The following is a 16,607-nucleotide window of genomic DNA, read 5'->3' as shown; positions in this document are numbered from 1 at the left end:
CCGGCAAGGGCGGCAGGGCTAGGATGGCAGTCATGCCCGAGCTTGCAGCGCACGTCCGCGAAGTCCCCGTCAACCAGATCCGCGAGATCACCGAGGCAGCCTGGCGCACGCCGGGCGCTGTGGTGCTGAGCATCGGGGAGCCGGGCTTTCCCCTCCCCCGGCATGTCCTGGAGGCAGGCATGGCCTGCCTTGACCGCGACGAGACGAACTACACGCCCAACGCCGGGATCCCCGCACTGCGGGAAGCCTTTGCGGCAAGGTTCCGTGAGCAGTCCGGTGCCGACATCGGAGCCGACCGCGTGTATGTGGTTGACGGAGCCCAGCAGGGCCTGCACTTCGCGATGAGCCTGCTGCTCGCTCCGGGTGACGAGATCCTGATCCCCAATCCCGGCTATCCCACGTTCGCCATGACCAGCCGGCTGCTTCACGCCGTGCCGGTCGGGTATCCCCTGTATCCCGCCCACGACTTCCAGCCCCGGATCGAGGACATCGAAGCACTCATCACGGAGCGGACCCGGGTCCTCATGCTCAATTCGCCGTCGAACCCGCTCGGCGCCGTGCTGGGCGAGGACCTGACCCGCCGGCTCGTGGAACTGGCCCGCCGGCACGACCTGTGGATCATTTCAGACGAATGCTACGAGGCCTTCACCTACGACGTTCCGCACGTGAGTCCGGCCCGCTTCGACAGCGCCGTGCCAGGCGAAGCGCGGGTGTTCACGTCGCTGACGCTGTCCAAGACCTACGGCCTGACCGGGCTCCGGATCGGCGCCCTCGTCTGCCCGCCCGGACTCGAGCAGCGGATGAACAACGTGATGGAGGCGATCGTCTCGTGCGTGGCCTCCCCGTCCCAGTATGCGGCGCTCGCTGCCCTGACGGGCCCGCAGGACTACGTGGCGCACGCCCGTTCGCACTACCGCGCCAACCGGGACGCGGCGTCAGCCATCCTGGCGTCCAAGGGCATCCCGTTCCTCAGCGCGCAGGGGGCGTTCTATCTGTGGGCTGACGTCTCGCATGTGAGCGGCGGAAATGTCCGGGCATGGGTGCGCCAGTTCCTCGCCGAGTCCGGCGTTTCGTTTGCCCCCGGCACTGCCTTTGGTTCCATTGGCGAGGGCTGGATCCGCATAGCGCTGTGCACCAGCCAGGCCGACCTTGTGGAGGGCGTGGGCAGGCTCCCCTCAAGGGAGCCGGCCACCGCCGGCAGTTCACCGGTCACGGGCAGGGACAGCCAGCCGGATCAGTAATCGGTGCGTTCCGCGTTGCTGCGCCAGGCCTCGAAGGGGGCGTCCGACGTCGGAACCGGAGTGTGGCTGACCGGGAGCAGTTCCGGCCGGGTGCCTCCGAAGTATTCGTAGAACACTGCGTCGTCGAACCCCGCGGCCGCCGCGCCGTGCCGGTCCGCCGCGTAGTAGACACGGTCGATGCGGGCCCAGAGCGCCGCCGCAAGGCAGAGCGGGCAGGGTTCGCAGCTGGTGTAGAGGACCGCACCGCTCAGATCGAAATTGCCTGATTCCGCGGCCGCAGTCCGGATGGCCACCACTTCAGCGTGCGCGGTGGGATCGTTGTCCCGGGTGACCCGGTTGACTCCCTCGTGGACGGTGCCGTCAGCGGTGACCACGAGGGCGCCGAACGGCCCTCCGCCGGCGGCCACATTCCGTTCCGCCAAAGCCACGGCCTCGTTCAGGTACTTCACGACATCTGCAGCTGAAGGTTGCGCAAGCATGATCTGATCATAGCCAGCACGCGGGTCTTTCCGAGGCCCGCTGCGGCCCGTTTTGCGGCGCCCATCGACAGCCCGGGACCCGCGGGATTAAAATGCGCGCGTCGGGGGAACCCTGAATTCCGGGCCCAACTAACGGTCTCAATGCTCTGGATGACCACCATTGACATTGGAGACAGCATGAAAAGTCAGCGATCATTTGTGGCGGCCATCGCCGCCGCCTCGCTTCTCGTGTCCTTCGCTCCTGCAGGCCAGGCCGCCGGTGACCCGAACGCCGGGCAGCCGAACGCAACCGACCCGACGGCAGCGGCAGCGGCAGCAACCGTGCTCGCCAAAGGCCTGCTGACTCCGCTCCACCTCAGCGACGGACCGGACGGGTCCGTCCTGGTCAGCGAAGAATTCGCCGGCAGGCTGACGCAGCTCGCCCGGAACGGTGCAAGCTCCTTGGTCTACGAGAACGCAGCCTGGGACGTTGCCGGCACCGACCGGCGCGGCGGGACCATCTATCTGGTGGAGAGCCAGGGCGCCGGGCCCATGGATCCGAGAGCGCTGGCCGGGCATCTCCGCAGCATTGACGCCGACGGCAAGCAGCGCACTTTCGGGGATCTTGCCGCCCTGGAGACGAAAGAAAACGCCGACGGCGGCACCAGCTACGGGTTCCGGGACCTCCCCGGCGCCTGCGCGGCCCAGTTGCCCCCGGAGGTTGGAGTCTCCTATAAGGGCCAAGTCGATTCGCATCCGTATGGCATCGATGTCTACGGCGGCACCATCTACGTGGCCGATGCGGGAGCCAACAGCATCGTTTCCGTGGATGTGGAGACCGGTGAGGCCCAGACCGTGGCCGTGCTGCCTTCCCGGCCCCACCGCTTCACGGCCGAAGAGGCGACTGCGCTGAAGCTCCCGGGCTGCATTGCCGGCCACACATACGAGTTCGAACCTGTGCCCACCGACGTCAAACGGGGACCGGACGGCTGGCTGTATGTGACGGTGCTCCCGGGCGGACCGGAAGATCCGGCGTTGGGCGCCCGCGGCGCGGTGTTCAAGGTCGATCCGGACAACGGCCGGGTGAAGCTGTTTGCCGACGATGTGATGTCCCCCACCGGCCTGGACATGGACGATGACGGCAACGTCTACGTTGCCTCGCTCTTCGGCGAGGGCGTGCTCAGGCTTTCTGCCGACTCCGGCGAGCAGAGCGTGGCCCTCCCCGGCGTCCTCACGGCAGACGTTGATGTCAGGGGCGAAACCCTCTACGCCACGGTCAATGCACTGCCGGAACAGAACAAGGCTCCGGACGGGCAAGTTGTAACCGCACCCCTGGAGCACGAATAAAAAATGGTGCGGCCGGATCCAATGGATCCAGCCGCACCATTTAAGTGACAGCAACTCGAGCCGAACGTTACTTGTTCCGGTCCTCGTCGATTGCGTCGTCGGCGCTGAGGTCAAGGTCCTCTTCGTCGAAGTCGTCTTCGTCGATTTCCACGTCCTCGGGAATGTCGCTCTTGTACGGATCGGCATCGCCCGCGTGCTTGGCGTTCTCGGCCAGGGCCGCCACCTCGGCGTCGCGCTTCTTCGCCGCACGGAGCAGTTCCTCCAGGTTGGAGGCGTTCACGGGGATCTGGTCTGCCACGAACTCCAGCGTGGGAGTCAGGCGGACGGTGATGTTCCGGCCCACCTCCTGCCGCAGCACACCCTTGGCCTTCTCCAGGCCCTTGGCAGCATCGGCCTGCACGGCCTGGTCGCCGAACACGGTGTAGTAGATCGTGGCATGCTGCAGGTCATTGGTCACGCGGGCATCGGTGACAGTAATGCCCTCAAGCCGCGGATCCTTGACCTTCCGGCCCAGGGCCTCTGCAACAACAACCTTAATCCGCTGCGCCAACTTGGCAGCGCGTGCCGGATCAGCCATTTCCACTCCTAAATATTTGGATGTACGACGGCGCGATAGCGAGTTCCGTACACACGTTTGGTTAGTTGCCACGCGCCTAAGGTGAGTCTACGACGGACTCCCGTTGGGTTTTTTCCGGCGGCCTGGGAGTGGCATCGGGCCTGCCGAAGCTGGGCGGCAAAGGATCGCAGATCCTATGCCGCCCAGCGAAGGGGCGGGGCCGCCGGAAAAAATCCAACGGCCCCGACCCTGTGTAGCTCAGACTAGACGCGCGGCTTCTCGCGCATCTCGAAGGTCTCGATGATGTCGCCTTCGGTGATGTCGTTGTACGAGCCAAGACCGATACCACACTCGAAGTCCGTGCGGACCTCGGTGGCGTCGTCCTTGAAGCGCTTGAGCGTCTCAACGGCGAGGTTGTCACCGATGATCTTGCCGTCGCGGCTGATGCGGGCCTTGGCGTTGCGCCGGATAACACCGGAGCGGACGATCGAGCCTGCAATGTTGCCGAACTTGGAGGAACGGAACACTTCGCGGACCTCGGCGGTACCAAGCTGGACCTCTTCGTACTCCGGCTTGAGCATGCCCTTGAGGGCCATCTCAATGTCATCAATTGCTGCGTAGATGACGGAGTAGAAGCGCATGTCCACGCCTTCGCGGTCTGCCAGTTCGGCAACACGCTCGGCGGGCTTGACGTTGAAGCCGATGATGACGGCGCTGTCGACCGTTGCCAGGTTGACGTCGTTCTGCGTGATCGCACCGACACCGCGGTGGATAACGCGGAGCTGGACACCCTCGCCGACGTCGATCTTGAGCAGCGCGTCTTCGAGGGCTTCCACGGCACCGGAAACGTCACCCTTGAGGATGAGGTTGAGGGTGTCGATCTTGCCTTCGGCGACGGCCTGGTCGAAGTCTTCCAGGCTGATGCGCTTGCGGCGCTTGGCCAGGGCGGCGTTGCGGTCGGCTGCTTCACGCTTCTCGGCGATCTGGCGGGCGGTGCGCTCGTCAGCAGTCACGAAGAAGGTGTCACCGGCGCGCGGCACGTTGGACAGACCCAGCACCTGAACGGGGCGGGACGGGCCGGCCTCGGTCAGGGCGCTGCCGTCGTCGTCGAACATCGCACGGACGCGGCCGTGGGCCGTTCCCGCAACGATCGTGTCGCCGACGCGCAGCGTACCGGACTGCACCAGGACGGTGGCCACGGAACCGCGGCCCTTGTCCAGGTTGGCTTCAATCGCGATACCGCGGGCGTCCTTGTTCGGGTTGGCGCGCATATCCAGGGCGGCGTCTGCGGTGAGCAGGACCGCGCCGAGCAGCTCGTCGATGTTGAGGTTCTGGCGTGCAGAGACCTCCACGAACATGGTGTCGCCACCGTACTCTTCCGGAACCAGGCCGTACTCGGTGAGCTGGCCGCGGACCTTGTCCGGGTTGGCGCCTTCCTTGTCGATCTTGTTCACGGCCACGACGATCGGCACGTTGGCCGCCTGGGCGTGGTTGAGGGCTTCAACGGTCTGGGGCATAACGCCGTCGTCCGCTGCGACCACCAGGATGGCGATGTCGGTGACCTTCGCACCACGGGCACGCATGGCGGTGAACGCCTCGTGGCCCGGGGTGTCGATGAAGGTGATCTTCCGATCAACCTCTTCGTGGTTGTGCGTGACCTGGTAGGCACCAATGTGCTGCGTGATGCCGCCGTGCTCGCCCGCCATGACGTCGGACTTGCGGATGGCATCAAGCAGTCGGGTCTTACCGTGGTCAACGTGACCCATGACGGTGACTACCGGAGGACGCGCCTCAAGGTCTTCGTCGCCTTCCGCTTCGAGCTCGGCGTCGAAGTCGATGTCGAAGGTGCTGAGCAGCTCGCGCTCCTCGTCCTCCGGCGAAACGACCTGAAGCTTGTAGCCAAGCTCCTCGCCAAGCAATGCGAAGGTTTCCTCATCCAGCGACTGGGTAGCCGTTGCCATCTCACCAAGGTGGAAGAGCACGGTCACCAGCGCGGCGGGGTTCGCCTCGATCTTGTCGGCGAAGTCCGTGATGGACGAGCCACGGCGAAGCCGGACTACGGTGTTGCCGTCGCCGCGGGGTACGCTCACGCCACCCAGCGACGGGGCGCTCATCTGCTCAAGCTCCTGGCGCTTTGCGCGCTTCGACTTGCGCTGCTTGCCACGGCCTGCGCCGCCCTTACCGAACGCACCCTGGGTTCCGCCGCGACCGCGGCCGCCCTTGCCGAAGCCACCGCCGGCCGGAGCACCGCCACCGGCACCGGGAGCACCGGTTCCGGGAGCACCGCCGGGACGACCCGGACCGCGTCCGCCGCCGCCCGGACGCCCTGCACCGGCCGGTGCGGGACGCTCAGTGCGGTTCGGCATCATGCCGGGAGTAGGACGGTTTCCGCCAGCGCCTGCCGGACGGGGAGCGCCCGGACGGGGGCCGCCAGCGCCTGCTGCCGGACGGGCACCGCCGGCGCCTGCCGGACGGGGAGCACCGGGACGCGGGCCACCGGCGCCTGCTGCGGGACGGGGACCACCGGGGCGGTCGCCGTCAGTGCGGCTGCCACCACGGGGCATGCCCTGGGATGTTGCAAACGGGTTGTTTCCCGGGCGCGGCGGACGTTCTCCGTCGCCCCCACGGCCGCGGGGCATGCCCTGGGACGTGGCGAAGGGGTTGTTGCCGGGGCGGGGACCGCCCGGACGCGGAGCCGAACCACCCTGGCGTGCTGCCGGCGCGGCCGGAGCTTCAGCCTTCGGTGCCGGGCGCGCGCCGGGCTTGGCGCCGGTCGACGGTGCCGCGGGAGCGCTGGCGGAAGGAGCTGCCGGAGCAACGGCGGCGGGAGCAGCAGGTGCTGCAGGCGCGGCCGGGGCTTCAGCCTTGGCGGCCGGTGCCGGAGCGGGTGCCGCAGCCTTGGGGGCAGCGGGACCGGGAGCCGGTGCGGGACGTGATTCTGCCGCCTTGGCCGGCGCTTGCGGCGCGGCAGCGGGTGCTTCGGTCTTCGAAGCGGCCGCAGCCGGGAAGGCGTTGCGGAGTTTCCGCACAACGGGGGCCTCAATGGTGGAAGAGGCAGAGCGAACGAATTCGCCCAGTTCCTGCAGTTTGGTTACTGCATCTTTGGAAGTAATACCGAGCTCTTTAGCAAGCTCATGTACGCGGACCTTGGCCACATTTCTCCTGTCTCGGTCCGCACCGAGCCAGGCACGAACCGTCTACTTCTTACTGCGGACCTCCGCCGCGAGTGCAGCTGAAAGGTCCATTGCAGAGCGCAACAAAGTTGTCATCGTTGCGCACTCATCGCTGGGAACTCATCGGGTTTCCATCAGTTTTCTGACCCGCTTTCAGGTTGGACGGTTGTTGCTGCGGCCACCGGGGTGTCCACGGCGTGCGTGCCTGCCGTGATCCGGCGTTCGACTGCGGCGGTTTCGGTTGCGCCCTTGAGGGCCCTTCCGAATGCACGCCGCTTGACCGCCAGGGCCAGGCACGCTTCGCTGGGGTGCAGCCATGCACCCCTGCCAGCCATCCGGCGTCGTTCATCCACTACGACGGCGGATGACCCGCCGGCGTCGGAGACGAGCCGGAGTAACTCAGACCGTGATCCTTTTTTCCGGCATCCGATGCAGGTACGCTGCGGCTGATTCCCGAGGTGTTGCACTGCTGCCACTTACGAGTATCTTCCTGCCTGTACATATCTGCCTGCCCGGGGGCCGGTTGCCGCCATTCGGCAGAAACGCGGGCACACACAGGCACACTGATGCCGGCTGCTAGGCACGGTCATGTTCTATTCTAGCCCCCAGAGGGCCCCAGACTGGAACTGCCCGCTGCAATCGCGGGCAGTTCCAGGTGCCGGTTCACGCGTGGCGAACTGCCGAAACGCTGTTTTAACCGCGCGGCGCCGCGGCGTCGGACACGATGTCGATCCGCCAGCCGGTCAGCTTGGCAGCGAGGCGGGCGTTCTGGCCCTCCTTGCCGATAGCCAGGGAAAGCTGGTAGTCCGGCACCACTACCCGCGCCGATCGGGTCGCTTCGTCGGTGATAGTGACTGAATTCACACGTGAAGGCGACAGTGCGCTGGCGATAAACGTCGCCGGATCCTCGCTGAAGTCCACGATGTCGATCTTTTCGTCGTTCAGCTCGGTCATGACAGCCCGCACGCGGGATCCCATTTCGCCGATGCACGCGCCCTTGGCGTTGATGCCCGGCGTGTTGGCCTTCACTGCGATCTTGGTGCGGTGCCCGGCCTCGCGGGCCAGGGCAACGATCTCCACCGAGTGGTCGGCGATCTCCGGGACTTCCAGCTCGAAGAGCTTCCGTACCAGCCCCGGGTGGGACCGGGACAGCGTGATGGACGGACCCTTGGTGCCGCGGTGCACGTCAATCACAAACGCGCGCAGCCGGTTCCCGTGGATGTACTTCTCCCCCGGTACCTGCTCGGGCGGCGGAAGCAGCGCCTCCACCGTTCCGAGGTTGACCTGGATCATGTGCGGGTTGTTGCCCTGCTGGATGGTGCCGGCAACAAGCTCGCCCTCGCGGCCCTTGAATTCGCCCAGGACGTTGTCGTCTTCGACGTCGCGCAGACGCTGCAGGATGATCTGGCGGGCGGTGCTGGCGGCGATGCGGCCGAAGCCGGCCGGCGTGTCCTCGAACTCGCCGATGGGGGCGCCGTCGTCGTCGATTTCGGTGGCCCAGATGGTCACGTGGCCGCTCTTGCGGTCCAGCTCTGCGCGGGCCTTCTCAAAAGCGCCCGGCGACTTGTGGTAGGCAACCAGCAGCGCCTGCTCGATCGTGGGGATGAGGAGATCCAGCGGGATTTCGCGCTCACGCTCCAGGAGTCTTAGTGCGCTCATGTCAATATCCATCAGGCCTCCTCAGAAGGTCCATTGTGTTCATTTTCCAGACCGGCCTCGTCGAGGTGGCTGAACTCAATTTCGACTTTTCCGCTGCGGATCTTGTCGAAAGGAAGTTTTACGGGGTCGCCCTGCTTCGGCTTCATGCCTTTTTTCACTGCAATTTCGGGGACGATGGTCACTCCGGATTCGTCCACTGACTGGATCCGTCCCGTGACGTTCTCCTCGCCCTGGATGACCTTGACGCTCACCATGCGTCCGCGGGCGCGGTGCCAGTGCCGCGGCTCGGTCAGGGGCCGCCCCACGCCGGGCGAGGAGACTTCAAGGTCGTACGGGCGGCTGTCGGTGCTGGGGTCGCCGTCCAGGATGTCGGAGAGTTCCTTGGAGATGTCGGCAATGACATCAAGGCTGACCCCGCCAGTTTCTTCCTGGGGCAGGTCCACCACCACGTTGACCACGCGGTTGGAGCCTGCGATGTTGATGGCAACATCCTCCAGGTAGAGCCGGTGCGCCAAAACCGCGGGCTCAAGCAAAGACCGGAGGCGTTCAGCCTCGGGATTGTGGACAGCCGCGGGCTCAGCCCTTCCCGCGTCGGTCCGGTCTGATGAAGTCGTGGCTTCTGCATTGCTCACGATGCCGGCCGCCTCCCGATAGATGATGTTGTGACTACTAGCGTAGCCATTTTCCGACCGGCTTGGTGCACCGAGTTCCTTCCGGCCGTGACAACATGGTCTGTTGTGAAAGACGACACCAGGGAAAACAGCAGGCCGCGGAACTATTTCCGGTATGCCCTGCTCTCCTTCACCGCATTCCTGGTGTTGAGTCTCGGTTTTGCGCTGATTCCGCGCGAAGCTCCGGCCCCTGCCGTACCGCCTTTTTCCGAGCAGGCCCGGGCCTCGGCGCTGGCTGAAACCATGCGGCTGCGGGCCGCCAGCCACGAGCTTGCCGAGGGCGCGTCCGGTGCCCAGCGCCAGCTTTTTTCGCGGACTGTGACTTTGCTGACTACCCAGGCCAGAGCCTTGGTTCTTCCGGCCGAAAAGGGACCCGGCGGCGCGCCGGACCCCTCGTCGCCCGGTTCGGCTACCGGCTCGGCTACCGGCTCGGCTGCGGCCACCGCGGCCCCGGTGACCGTTCCTGCGCTGGTGGCCGGGCTGTCCGCCAGCGGCAAACAGCGCCTCGTCCAAGCGGAAAAGGCCGACGGCGGGATGGCCCGCCTGCTTGCCGCAGTGGGTACCGCGCAGCTGCTTCAGGCGAGGGCCCTCGCCCAGGCGTCCGGGACACCCGTCCCGGCACTGCCGGCCGCCCCCGCCCCGCAGCGCACAGCGGCGGACTCCTGCCCGGTGCCGGCCTCCCCGTCCGCGGCCGCACCCGGCGACGCGGGGGCGGCCTCCGCCAAACCGGGGTCGGCGTCCCAGGCGGACGCCCTGAACAGGGTGGTCCGCACCGAGGTGGAGACGGTCTACGGTTACCAGGTGGCGCTAACAAGGCTGGAAGGCCCCGCCGCCGAGCAGGCCTCAAGCCTGCTGGCCGTCCACGAGGCGCTCGTGGATGAGGCCGAGGCGTACAGCCGCGTCCATTGCGCGCCCATCCCGCCCCGGGATCCGGGCTATACGCTCGGCACCTCGTTCCTGCAAAAGCCCGCCGCGGGCCTGGCCAGCCTGGAGGCCGGAACGCTGCCGGTGTACGGCGACCTTGTGGCCCTGAGCGACGGCGCGACCCGGCGCTGGGCCATCGCTTCGCTCCTCACCGCCGCGCAACGGTCCATTCGCTGGGGGTCCGACCCCGGTCCGGTTCCGGGAATCGTGCTGGACACCACTCTGTTGCCTGCACTGCCGGAAGGTTAACCCCGCCCCTAAGCACGGAGGGGCCGCCCTCTGGCAGCGTGACGCCCCGAGTGGTTTGCTGGAGGCATGGATTCAGCGGACAATGCGGCATTGCCCCCTGACGGGCAACACGAAAATGAGCCCCATAACAACGACATCGTCCACCGCCTGAACTGGCTGCGCGCGGGCGTCCTCGGCGCGAACGACGGCATCGTGTCGGTCGCGGCGATCGTGGTGGGCGTTGCCGGCGCCACGAGCGAACACGGGACCATTCTCGCGGCAGGCGCTGCCGGGCTGGTGGGCGGCGCCGTATCCATGGCCCTGGGCGAGTACGTGTCCGTCAGCAGCCAAAGCGACAGCCAGAAGGCGATGATCGAAAAGGAGCGCCGCGAGCTCGCCGAGGAACCCGAGGAGGAGCTCCATGAGCTCGCGGCCATCTACCGCAGCAAGGGCCTGAGCGAAGAGACGGCCAGGAACGTGGCCCGGGAACTGACCGAGCACGATGCCCTGGCGGCACACCTTTCGGCCGAGCTGAATATCGATGAGGAGGACATCGTCAGCCCCTGGCACGCCGCCTTTGCCTCGGCGATCGCCTTCACCCTTGGCGCGATCCTGCCCATGCTGGCCATCCTGCTGCCGCCGGAGAACATCAGGGTCGCGGTGACGTTCGGGGCCGTCCTTGTGGCGCTTGCCCTGACCGGAGGCCTCGGGGCATGGATCGGCGGCGGATCCAAGTTCCGGGCCGCGGCGCGGGTGGTGGTGGGCGGCGGGCTTGCCCTGGCCGCCACGTTCACCATCGGCAACCTGCTGGGGGCCAGCGGCATCGTCTAGCCCGCCTGGACCGGGCGTTCCCGGAGGAAGAACGGCCTGTCAACTACGCTGGGACGGATGAGCCAGCCACGAGACATCCCCATTCCTCCGGACCTGGCGCGCCGCTACGCCGGCAACAGCGCGGGCCGCGCCTGGCTGGCTTCCCTGCCCGGAATGATCCGCGGACGCATGGACCAGTGGCAACTGGAACTGGACCTCGGGCCGGGTGCCCTGCCGTGGAGCGGACACGGCGGAATCGTTGTTCCGGTGCGGACAGCCGGGACCGCGGCGGCGCTGAAGGTGGCCTTCCCCCATGACGAGGCCATGGTGGAGCGCCATGCGCTGGCCCTCTGGGACGGGCACGGTGCCGTTCGCCTGCTCGCCTCCGACGCCGGAACCTGCGCCATGCTGCTGGAGCGCCTGGACGCCGGCAGGTCGCTCCAGACCGAGGCGATGGATACGGCCGTTGAGGTGTGGGGCGGACTCATGCGGGACCTGAGCCTGGTGCCTGACGGCCGTCCCCAATGGCGGGAATTTGACCATGTTGCGGCCCGCGCGGAGCAGTGGAGCGACGACCTGCCCGCCGAATGGGAACAGCTCGGCAGGCCCTTCCCGCGGTGGCTCCTGGAGGCCGCCCTTGAGGTGTGCCAGACCAGGGGTGCCGTGGGCCGCCGCTCCGGTTCCGACGTGCTCGTCAACACGGACTTCCACTTCCTCAATATCCTGGCCCGCCCCGGCGCGCCGGAGCGGACCGGGCCGGGGAGTTTTGCCGCCATCGATCCGCAGCCGATGGTGGGCGAGGCCGAGTTCGCGGTGGCGCCCCTGCTGTGGAACCGGATCCGGGACCTGCCCGCCGCCGATCCCGCGGCAGGGCTGCTCGCCAGGTGCCGCGACTTCAGCGTCGCTGCCGGCCTGGATCCCGAGGCCGCCCGCCAGTGGAGCATCGCGCGGGAGGTGGACAACGCCCTGCACTACGCCTCGAAGGCCGGTCACGGCGGCGATCTGGCCCGATCCCTCTGGGTATCCAGCACCCTGGCCGGCCGGACCCTGGACGGGCTTCCGGCCCCGCACGCGCTGCCCGAACCGGGTCAGGCCGCGGGATCGGCACCAATGGCGGCGGCGCGGGGTCCGGCCGTCACCGGGCCCGGACCGCTTCAAGAGCCTGTTTGACGGCTTCGGCCGCCGTGTCGACGTCGTCCGCGTCGGTTGTCCAGTTGCTGACCGAGATCCGCAGCACGTCCCTGCCATGCCAGCGGGATCCGGACATCCAGACCTTTCCGTCAGCCAGGATTCTCGCCGTCACGTCCCGGGTGGTGGCGTCGTCGCCGAAGGCGATGGAAATCTGGGTAAAGTCCACGTCGTTGAGCACCTCCACGCCGTCCAGGACCGAAAGCTTTTCCGCGAGCAATGCCGCCGAGGCCGCAAGCCCGCGGATCTGCGCCGCCACACCGTCGCGGCCCAGCGATTTCAGTGCGGCCCACACCGGCACGCCTCTGGCCCTGCGCGAGAGTTCCGGGACTTTCTGGCTCGGATCACCCGCACCGTCCGCGTCCTGGATCAGGTAGCTGGCGCTGACCCCCATTGCGCTCCGCATTGCCCGGGCGTCCTTCACGACGGCGACTCCGCAGTCGTACGGGACGTTGAGGCTCTTGTGGGCGTCCGTGGCCCATGAGTCGGCCCGTTCGAGGCCGGCGGTCAGCCCGGCGAGTTCCGGGACGGCGGCAGCCCAAAGCCCGAAGGCCCCGTCCACGTGCACCCAGGCGCCGTGTGCCTTCGAGACTGCGATAGCCGCGGCAAAGGGGTCGAAGGCCCCGGAATGGAGGTTTCCGGCCTGCAGACACACCAGTATCGGTGCGGGTCCCGAACCAAGGGCGCGGTCCAGGGCGCAGTCCAGCTCCGCGGCGTCGATGCGTCCCTGGCTGTCGGAAGGGACCACGGTGGGGCTGCCCAGGCCGAGGTAGCGCAGCGCGAGGTCGATCGTGTCGTGCCGTTCCTCCCCGACGAGGCAGTGGAGTCGCGGTGCGCCCGAAAGTCCGTCGCGGTCCACGTCCCAGCCCGCGTCCGTCAGCAGGCGCCAGCGCGCGGCGGCCAAGCCCGTGAAATTCGCCATGGTGGCGCCGGTGACGAACCCGACGTCGGACTCCTTCGGCAGGCCAAGCAACTGGAGCAGCCAGTCGCCTGCTGCTTCCTCAATGGCCGCAATGGCGGGCGTGGCGTAGCGGCGCACCGAGTTCTGGTCCCAGGCGCTCACAAGCCAGTCCGCCGCCATGGCTGCCGGGAGGGTGCCCCCGATGACCCAGCCGAAAAAGCGGCCCGACGGCATGGCCATGAGACCCGGTTCCGCGTTCAGGGCCAGGTAATCCACGACGTCTGCCGCGGGCATTCCGGAGCGCGGAAGTTCGCCGCCGAAGGCTGCCGCCAGTTCGCCGGCCGCCTGCACCGGCCCCACCCGGCGGTGCGGCTGGCTCGCGAGCCATCTCGTGGCATGGCCTACGGCCGCGTCAAGGGCCTCCGCATACGGTTCCGCACCGGCTGACATAGGGGCATGCTACGCCTTCCCCGGGCGGCCCGCGAGGGTCCGCCTGACCCCGTCCGTGGCGTCACGCGGTCGGCCCTTCAGGAGAAGTTTTCCAGCCAGACGTCGGCGCCGAGTTTGATGATCAGGGCAGCAACAACCGTCAAGAACACAACGCGCACAAACCGGCTCCCCTGCTTCACGGCCGTGCGCGCGCCCAGGTACCCCCCGGCCATGTTCGCCAGCCCGAGGACCAGTCCCACTCCCCATAGCAGCGACCCGTGCGGCAGGAAGAACAACAGCGCGCCCGCGTTGGTGGCCATGTTGACGATTTTCGCCTTGGCGCTGGCTTCGAGGAACGCATAGCCCATTGCCGAGACCAGCGCGATCACCAGGAACGAGCCTGTTCCCGGGCCGATCAGTCCGTCGTAAAAGCCGATCACCGCGCCGATGGTGCAGGCCACCACGTAGTGGGTGCCGCCGTCGTGCCTGAGCACGGTCAGGTGGCCGGCGTCGGGTTTGAGGGCAGTGAAAAGCGCGACGGCGACCAGCGCCACAACGATGATCGGCTTGAATACTTCGGCCGGCAGCCTGGCCGCCAGCAAGGCGCCGCCGAAGCTGCCGGCCAAGGCAATGACCGCCATGGGCAGCGCTGTCCTGAGGTCAGGCCGGACGCGGCCGTAGTACGTGACGGCGCTGGTGGTGGTGCCGAAGATGGACCCCATCTTGTTGGTGGCAAGCGCCTGCACCGGCGTGATGCCCGGTACGAGCAGCAGCGCCGGAAGCTGTAGCAGCCCTCCGCCGCCCACCACCGCGTCCACCCAGCCTGCAGCGAACCCGGCCACCACTATCAGGATGAGAGTGGCGAGCTGGATCGACTCGAACCCCGAGACCACCCTGGCGGCTAAGGGGCGTCAGTTGCTGCGGACGGCGTTGACCACGAAGTCAACGGCCTTGTCCACGGCCACGTTTTCCGCCTCGCCGGTGCGGCGGTCCTTGACCTCAACCACGCCGTCCACGAGTCCGCGGCCGACGGCCAGGATGGTGGGCACGCCGACGAGTTCGGCGTCGCCGAACTTCACGCCCGGGGACACCTTGGGGCGGTCATCGTAGATGACGTCCAGGCCGGCGGCTTCCAGTTCGAGGGAGAGCTGCTCCGCTGCGGCGAAGATCTCCTCGCCGCGGCCGACGGCGACGACGTGGACGTCCGCCGGGGCCACGGACCGGGGCCAGATCAGGCCCTTGTCGTCGTGGTTGGCTTCGGCCAGGGCAGCCACGGCGCGCGTGACACCAACGCCGTAGGAGCCCATGGTCACCACGACCTGCTTGCCGTTCTGGTCCAGGACCTTCAGTTCCAGGGCCTCGGCGTACTTGCGGCCGAGCTGGAAGATGTGGCCCATTTCGATGCCGCGGGCGGTCTCCAGCGGGCCGGAACCGTCCGGGGCCTCGTCGCCGGCGCGGACTTCGGTGCATTCGATGGCGCCGTCCCAGCCGAAGTCGCGCCCGGCCACGAGCCCGAACACGTGCTTGCCGGCCATGTTGGCGCCGGTCACCCAGGACGTGCCGCTCACGATGCGCGGGTCCACCAGGTACAGGAGCTTGGCGGCCCCTTCCAGGCCGAGCAGGGGCGCGCCAAGGGACATTCCCGGGCCGAGGTATCCCCGAACGATGAGGGGATTCCTGGCGAGGTCCTCGTCCCCTGCGGCTTCCACGGTGATCTCACCGGCAACGGGCAGGTAGGCGCCGATGTTGGCCTCGACGCGCTTGAGGTCGACTCCGCGGTCGCCCGGCACGCCGATGACCACGATCTGGCGCTCACCGGTGGGCAGCGTCACGGCGAGGACCACGTTCTTCAGCGTGTCGGCGGCGGTCCAGGCGCCGCCGTCGGCCTCGCTCCGGGGAACGAGCTGGTTGGCGGCGTCCACCAGGGTCTCAATGGTGGGCGTGTTGGGGGTGTCCCGGATCTCTGCGGCCGGAGCGTCCGTGAAGTCAATCTCGGCAGGCACCACCGTGGTGACAGCCTCAACGTTGGCAGCATAGCCGCCGGCCGAACGTACGAACGTGTCCTCGCCGATCTCGGTGGGGTGCAGGAATTCCTCACTCCTTGAGCCGCCCATGGCCCCGGCCGTGGCCGCCACCGGAATGACCGCCAGGCCCAGGCGCTCGAAGATCTTCAGGTAGGCGGCGCGGTGCGCGGCATAGCTGGCATCCAGCCCGGCGTCGTCGACGTCGAACGAGTAGGAGTCCTTCATGATGAACTCCCGGCCGCGCAGCAGGCCGGCGCGGGGGCGCGCCTCGTCACGGTACTTGTTCTGGATCTGGTAGATGCTCAACGGCAGATCCTTGTACGAGGAGTAAAGGTCCTTGACCAGGAGGGTGAACATTTCCTCGTGGGTGGGGGCCAGGAGGTAGTCCCCGCCCTTGCGGTCCTTGAGCCGGAAGAGTCCTTCGCCGTACTCGGTCCAGCGGTTGGTGGCCTCGTAGGGCTCCTTCGGCAGCAGTGCGGGGAAGTGCACTTCCTGGGCGCCAATGGCGTCCATCTCCTCGCGGATAATCCGTTCGACCTTACGCAGCACGCTCAGGCCGAGCGGCAGCCACGTGTAGATGCCCGGCGCGGCGCGGCGGATGTAGCCGGCGCGGACAAGGAGCCTGTGGCTGGCCACCTCGGCGTCGGCGGGATCTTCACGCAGGGTGCGCAGGAACAGCTTGGAAAGTCTAAGGACCACGGGTAAGTATCCGTTTCTGGGGAAAGTGCTGATTGTCTGGGTACTAATCTACCGGCAAGGCAGCCCCGCGGCTTCCGCGTCCCGGGCGGCGGAGCCGTGCCACAGAAGAGCCACGCCCCACAGAAGAAGCCCCTGGCCGTCTCCGGCTGGTCATCCCTGTGGCGGCGTGGCTCCGCGGCCGGCCATGCCGCTAATTCTCTGAGACCATCCGTGCCCGAAGGACACGGTTAGGTAGAACCTATGTGATGGTAGTCACCAATTCAAGTAGGCATGCCCGGATGGGCCTGCTGGCGGCCCCT

At 67.5% G+C, this 16,607-nt stretch carries 14 protein-coding genes; 5 read left to right on the top strand and 9 right to left on the bottom strand.

What is annotated here, in order from left to right:
* Positions 1-32: 32 nt before the first annotated feature.
* The gene (locus ASG92_RS14770) at positions 33-1,241 is read left to right on the top strand and encodes a pyridoxal phosphate-dependent aminotransferase (protein ID WP_200951975.1); all 1,209 of its coding nucleotides are present in this window, start codon (positions 33-35) and stop codon (positions 1,239-1,241) included.
* On the opposite strand, the gene ASG92_RS14765 is transcribed toward ASG92_RS14770, so the two are convergent.
* Positions 1,235-1,720 carry a nucleoside deaminase gene (locus ASG92_RS14765; RefSeq protein ID WP_056629594.1) on the bottom strand — a complete coding sequence of 162 codons (486 nt, stop codon included), beginning with the start codon at positions 1,718-1,720 and terminating at the stop codon, positions 1,235-1,237. The genes ASG92_RS14770 and ASG92_RS14765 overlap by 7 nt on opposite strands.
* A 177-nt stretch (positions 1,721-1,897) precedes the next feature.
* Between ASG92_RS14765 and ASG92_RS14760 the strand changes: the two genes are divergently transcribed.
* Complete coding sequence (locus ASG92_RS14760) at positions 1,898-3,046, top strand: ScyD/ScyE family protein (protein ID WP_056629688.1); 1,149 nt, start codon at positions 1,898-1,900, stop codon at positions 3,044-3,046.
* Positions 3,047-3,113: 67 nt separating this feature from the next.
* On the opposite strand, the gene rbfA is transcribed toward ASG92_RS14760, so the two are convergent.
* The 5 genes from rbfA to rimP form a co-directional block, all read right to left on the bottom strand.
* Positions 3,114-3,623, bottom strand: coding sequence for a 30S ribosome-binding factor RbfA (gene rbfA, locus ASG92_RS14755; protein ID WP_056629592.1), 510 nt, complete (start codon positions 3,621-3,623; stop codon positions 3,114-3,116).
* A gap of 242 nt (positions 3,624-3,865) precedes the next feature.
* Entirely contained in the window at positions 3,866-6,757 is a 2,892-nt protein-coding gene (gene infB, locus ASG92_RS14750; protein WP_056629589.1) for a translation initiation factor IF-2, read from the bottom strand.
* Between the two features lie 152 nt (positions 6,758-6,909).
* The gene (locus ASG92_RS14745; RefSeq protein WP_240987145.1) at positions 6,910-7,242 is read right to left on the bottom strand and encodes a YlxR family protein; all 333 of its coding nucleotides are present in this window, start codon (positions 7,240-7,242) and stop codon (positions 6,910-6,912) included.
* A gap of 226 nt (positions 7,243-7,468) precedes the next feature.
* Entirely contained in the window at positions 7,469-8,446 is a 978-nt protein-coding gene (gene nusA / locus ASG92_RS14740) for a transcription termination factor NusA (RefSeq protein WP_056629585.1), read from the bottom strand.
* The gene (rimP, locus tag ASG92_RS14735; protein WP_056629582.1) at positions 8,446-9,066 is read right to left on the bottom strand and encodes a ribosome maturation factor RimP; all 621 of its coding nucleotides are present in this window, start codon (positions 9,064-9,066) and stop codon (positions 8,446-8,448) included. The genes nusA and rimP overlap by 1 nt, the downstream gene beginning before the upstream one ends.
* Before the next feature lie 105 nt (positions 9,067-9,171).
* Between rimP and ASG92_RS14730 the strand changes: the two genes are divergently transcribed.
* The 3 genes from ASG92_RS14730 (at position 9,172) to ASG92_RS14720 (ending at position 12,237) form a co-directional block, all read left to right on the top strand.
* Positions 9,172-10,278, top strand: coding sequence for a ferritin-like domain-containing protein (locus ASG92_RS14730; protein ID WP_056629580.1), 1,107 nt, complete (start codon positions 9,172-9,174; stop codon positions 10,276-10,278).
* A 66-nt stretch (positions 10,279-10,344) separates the two neighbouring features.
* Positions 10,345-11,088: a VIT1/CCC1 transporter family protein gene (locus ASG92_RS14725; RefSeq protein ID WP_056629578.1), complete on the top strand. Its 744-nt coding sequence runs from the start codon at positions 10,345-10,347 to the stop codon at positions 11,086-11,088.
* Between the two features lie 57 nt (positions 11,089-11,145).
* Complete coding sequence (locus ASG92_RS14720; RefSeq protein WP_082579509.1) at positions 11,146-12,237, top strand: aminoglycoside phosphotransferase family protein; 1,092 nt, start codon at positions 11,146-11,148, stop codon at positions 12,235-12,237.
* Here the strand turns inward: ASG92_RS14720 and ASG92_RS14715 are convergent.
* The 3 genes from ASG92_RS14715 to ASG92_RS14705 all read right to left on the bottom strand — a co-directional run bounded on the left by ASG92_RS14715 (position 12,203) and on the right by ASG92_RS14705 (position 16,308).
* Complete coding sequence (locus ASG92_RS14715) at positions 12,203-13,606, bottom strand: pyridoxal-dependent decarboxylase (RefSeq protein ID WP_056629577.1); 1,404 nt, start codon at positions 13,604-13,606, stop codon at positions 12,203-12,205. The two genes, ASG92_RS14720 and ASG92_RS14715, sit on opposite strands and share 35 nt — an antisense overlap.
* A gap of 77 nt (positions 13,607-13,683) precedes the next feature.
* Positions 13,684-14,478 carry a TSUP family transporter gene (locus ASG92_RS14710; RefSeq protein ID WP_056629575.1) on the bottom strand — a complete coding sequence of 265 codons (795 nt, stop codon included), beginning with the start codon at positions 14,476-14,478 and terminating at the stop codon, positions 13,684-13,686.
* An 18-nt stretch (positions 14,479-14,496) separates the two neighbouring features.
* The gene (locus ASG92_RS14705) at positions 14,497-16,308 is read right to left on the bottom strand and encodes a proline--tRNA ligase (RefSeq protein WP_056629574.1); all 1,812 of its coding nucleotides are present in this window, start codon (positions 16,306-16,308) and stop codon (positions 14,497-14,499) included.
* Between the last annotated feature and the right edge of the window lie 299 nt (positions 16,309-16,607).

This window comes from Arthrobacter sp. Soil736 (assembly GCF_001428005.1).
Taxonomy (GTDB): Bacteria; Actinomycetota; Actinomycetes; order Actinomycetales; family Micrococcaceae; genus Arthrobacter.
The sequence above is the reverse complement of the archived record's forward strand: the minus strand, read 5'-3'. Positions and strand labels throughout refer to the sequence as shown.

Excerpts from the sequence above, each read along its gene's own strand:
- nusA (WP_056629585.1), bottom strand. The coding sequence starts at position 8,446 with ATGGATATTGACATGAGCGCACTAAGACTCCTGGAGCGTGAGCGCGAA.
- ASG92_RS14760 (WP_056629688.1), top strand. The coding sequence starts at position 1,898 with ATGAAAAGTCAGCGATCATTTGTGGCGGCCATCGCCGCCGCCTCGCTT.
- rbfA (WP_056629592.1), bottom strand. The coding sequence starts at position 3,623 with ATGGCTGATCCGGCACGCGCTGCCAAGTTGGCGCAGCGGATTAAGGTT.
- ASG92_RS14720 (WP_082579509.1), top strand. The coding sequence starts at position 11,146 with ATGAGCCAGCCACGAGACATCCCCATTCCTCCGGACCTGGCGCGCCGC.
- ASG92_RS14715 (WP_056629577.1), bottom strand. The coding sequence starts at position 13,606 with ATGTCAGCCGGTGCGGAACCGTATGCGGAGGCCCTTGACGCGGCCGTA.
- ASG92_RS14765 (WP_056629594.1), bottom strand. The coding sequence starts at position 1,720 with ATGCTTGCGCAACCTTCAGCTGCAGATGTCGTGAAGTACCTGAACGAG.
- ASG92_RS14770 (WP_200951975.1), top strand. The coding sequence starts at position 33 with ATGCCCGAGCTTGCAGCGCACGTCCGCGAAGTCCCCGTCAACCAGATC.
- ASG92_RS14725 (WP_056629578.1), top strand. The coding sequence starts at position 10,345 with ATGGATTCAGCGGACAATGCGGCATTGCCCCCTGACGGGCAACACGAA.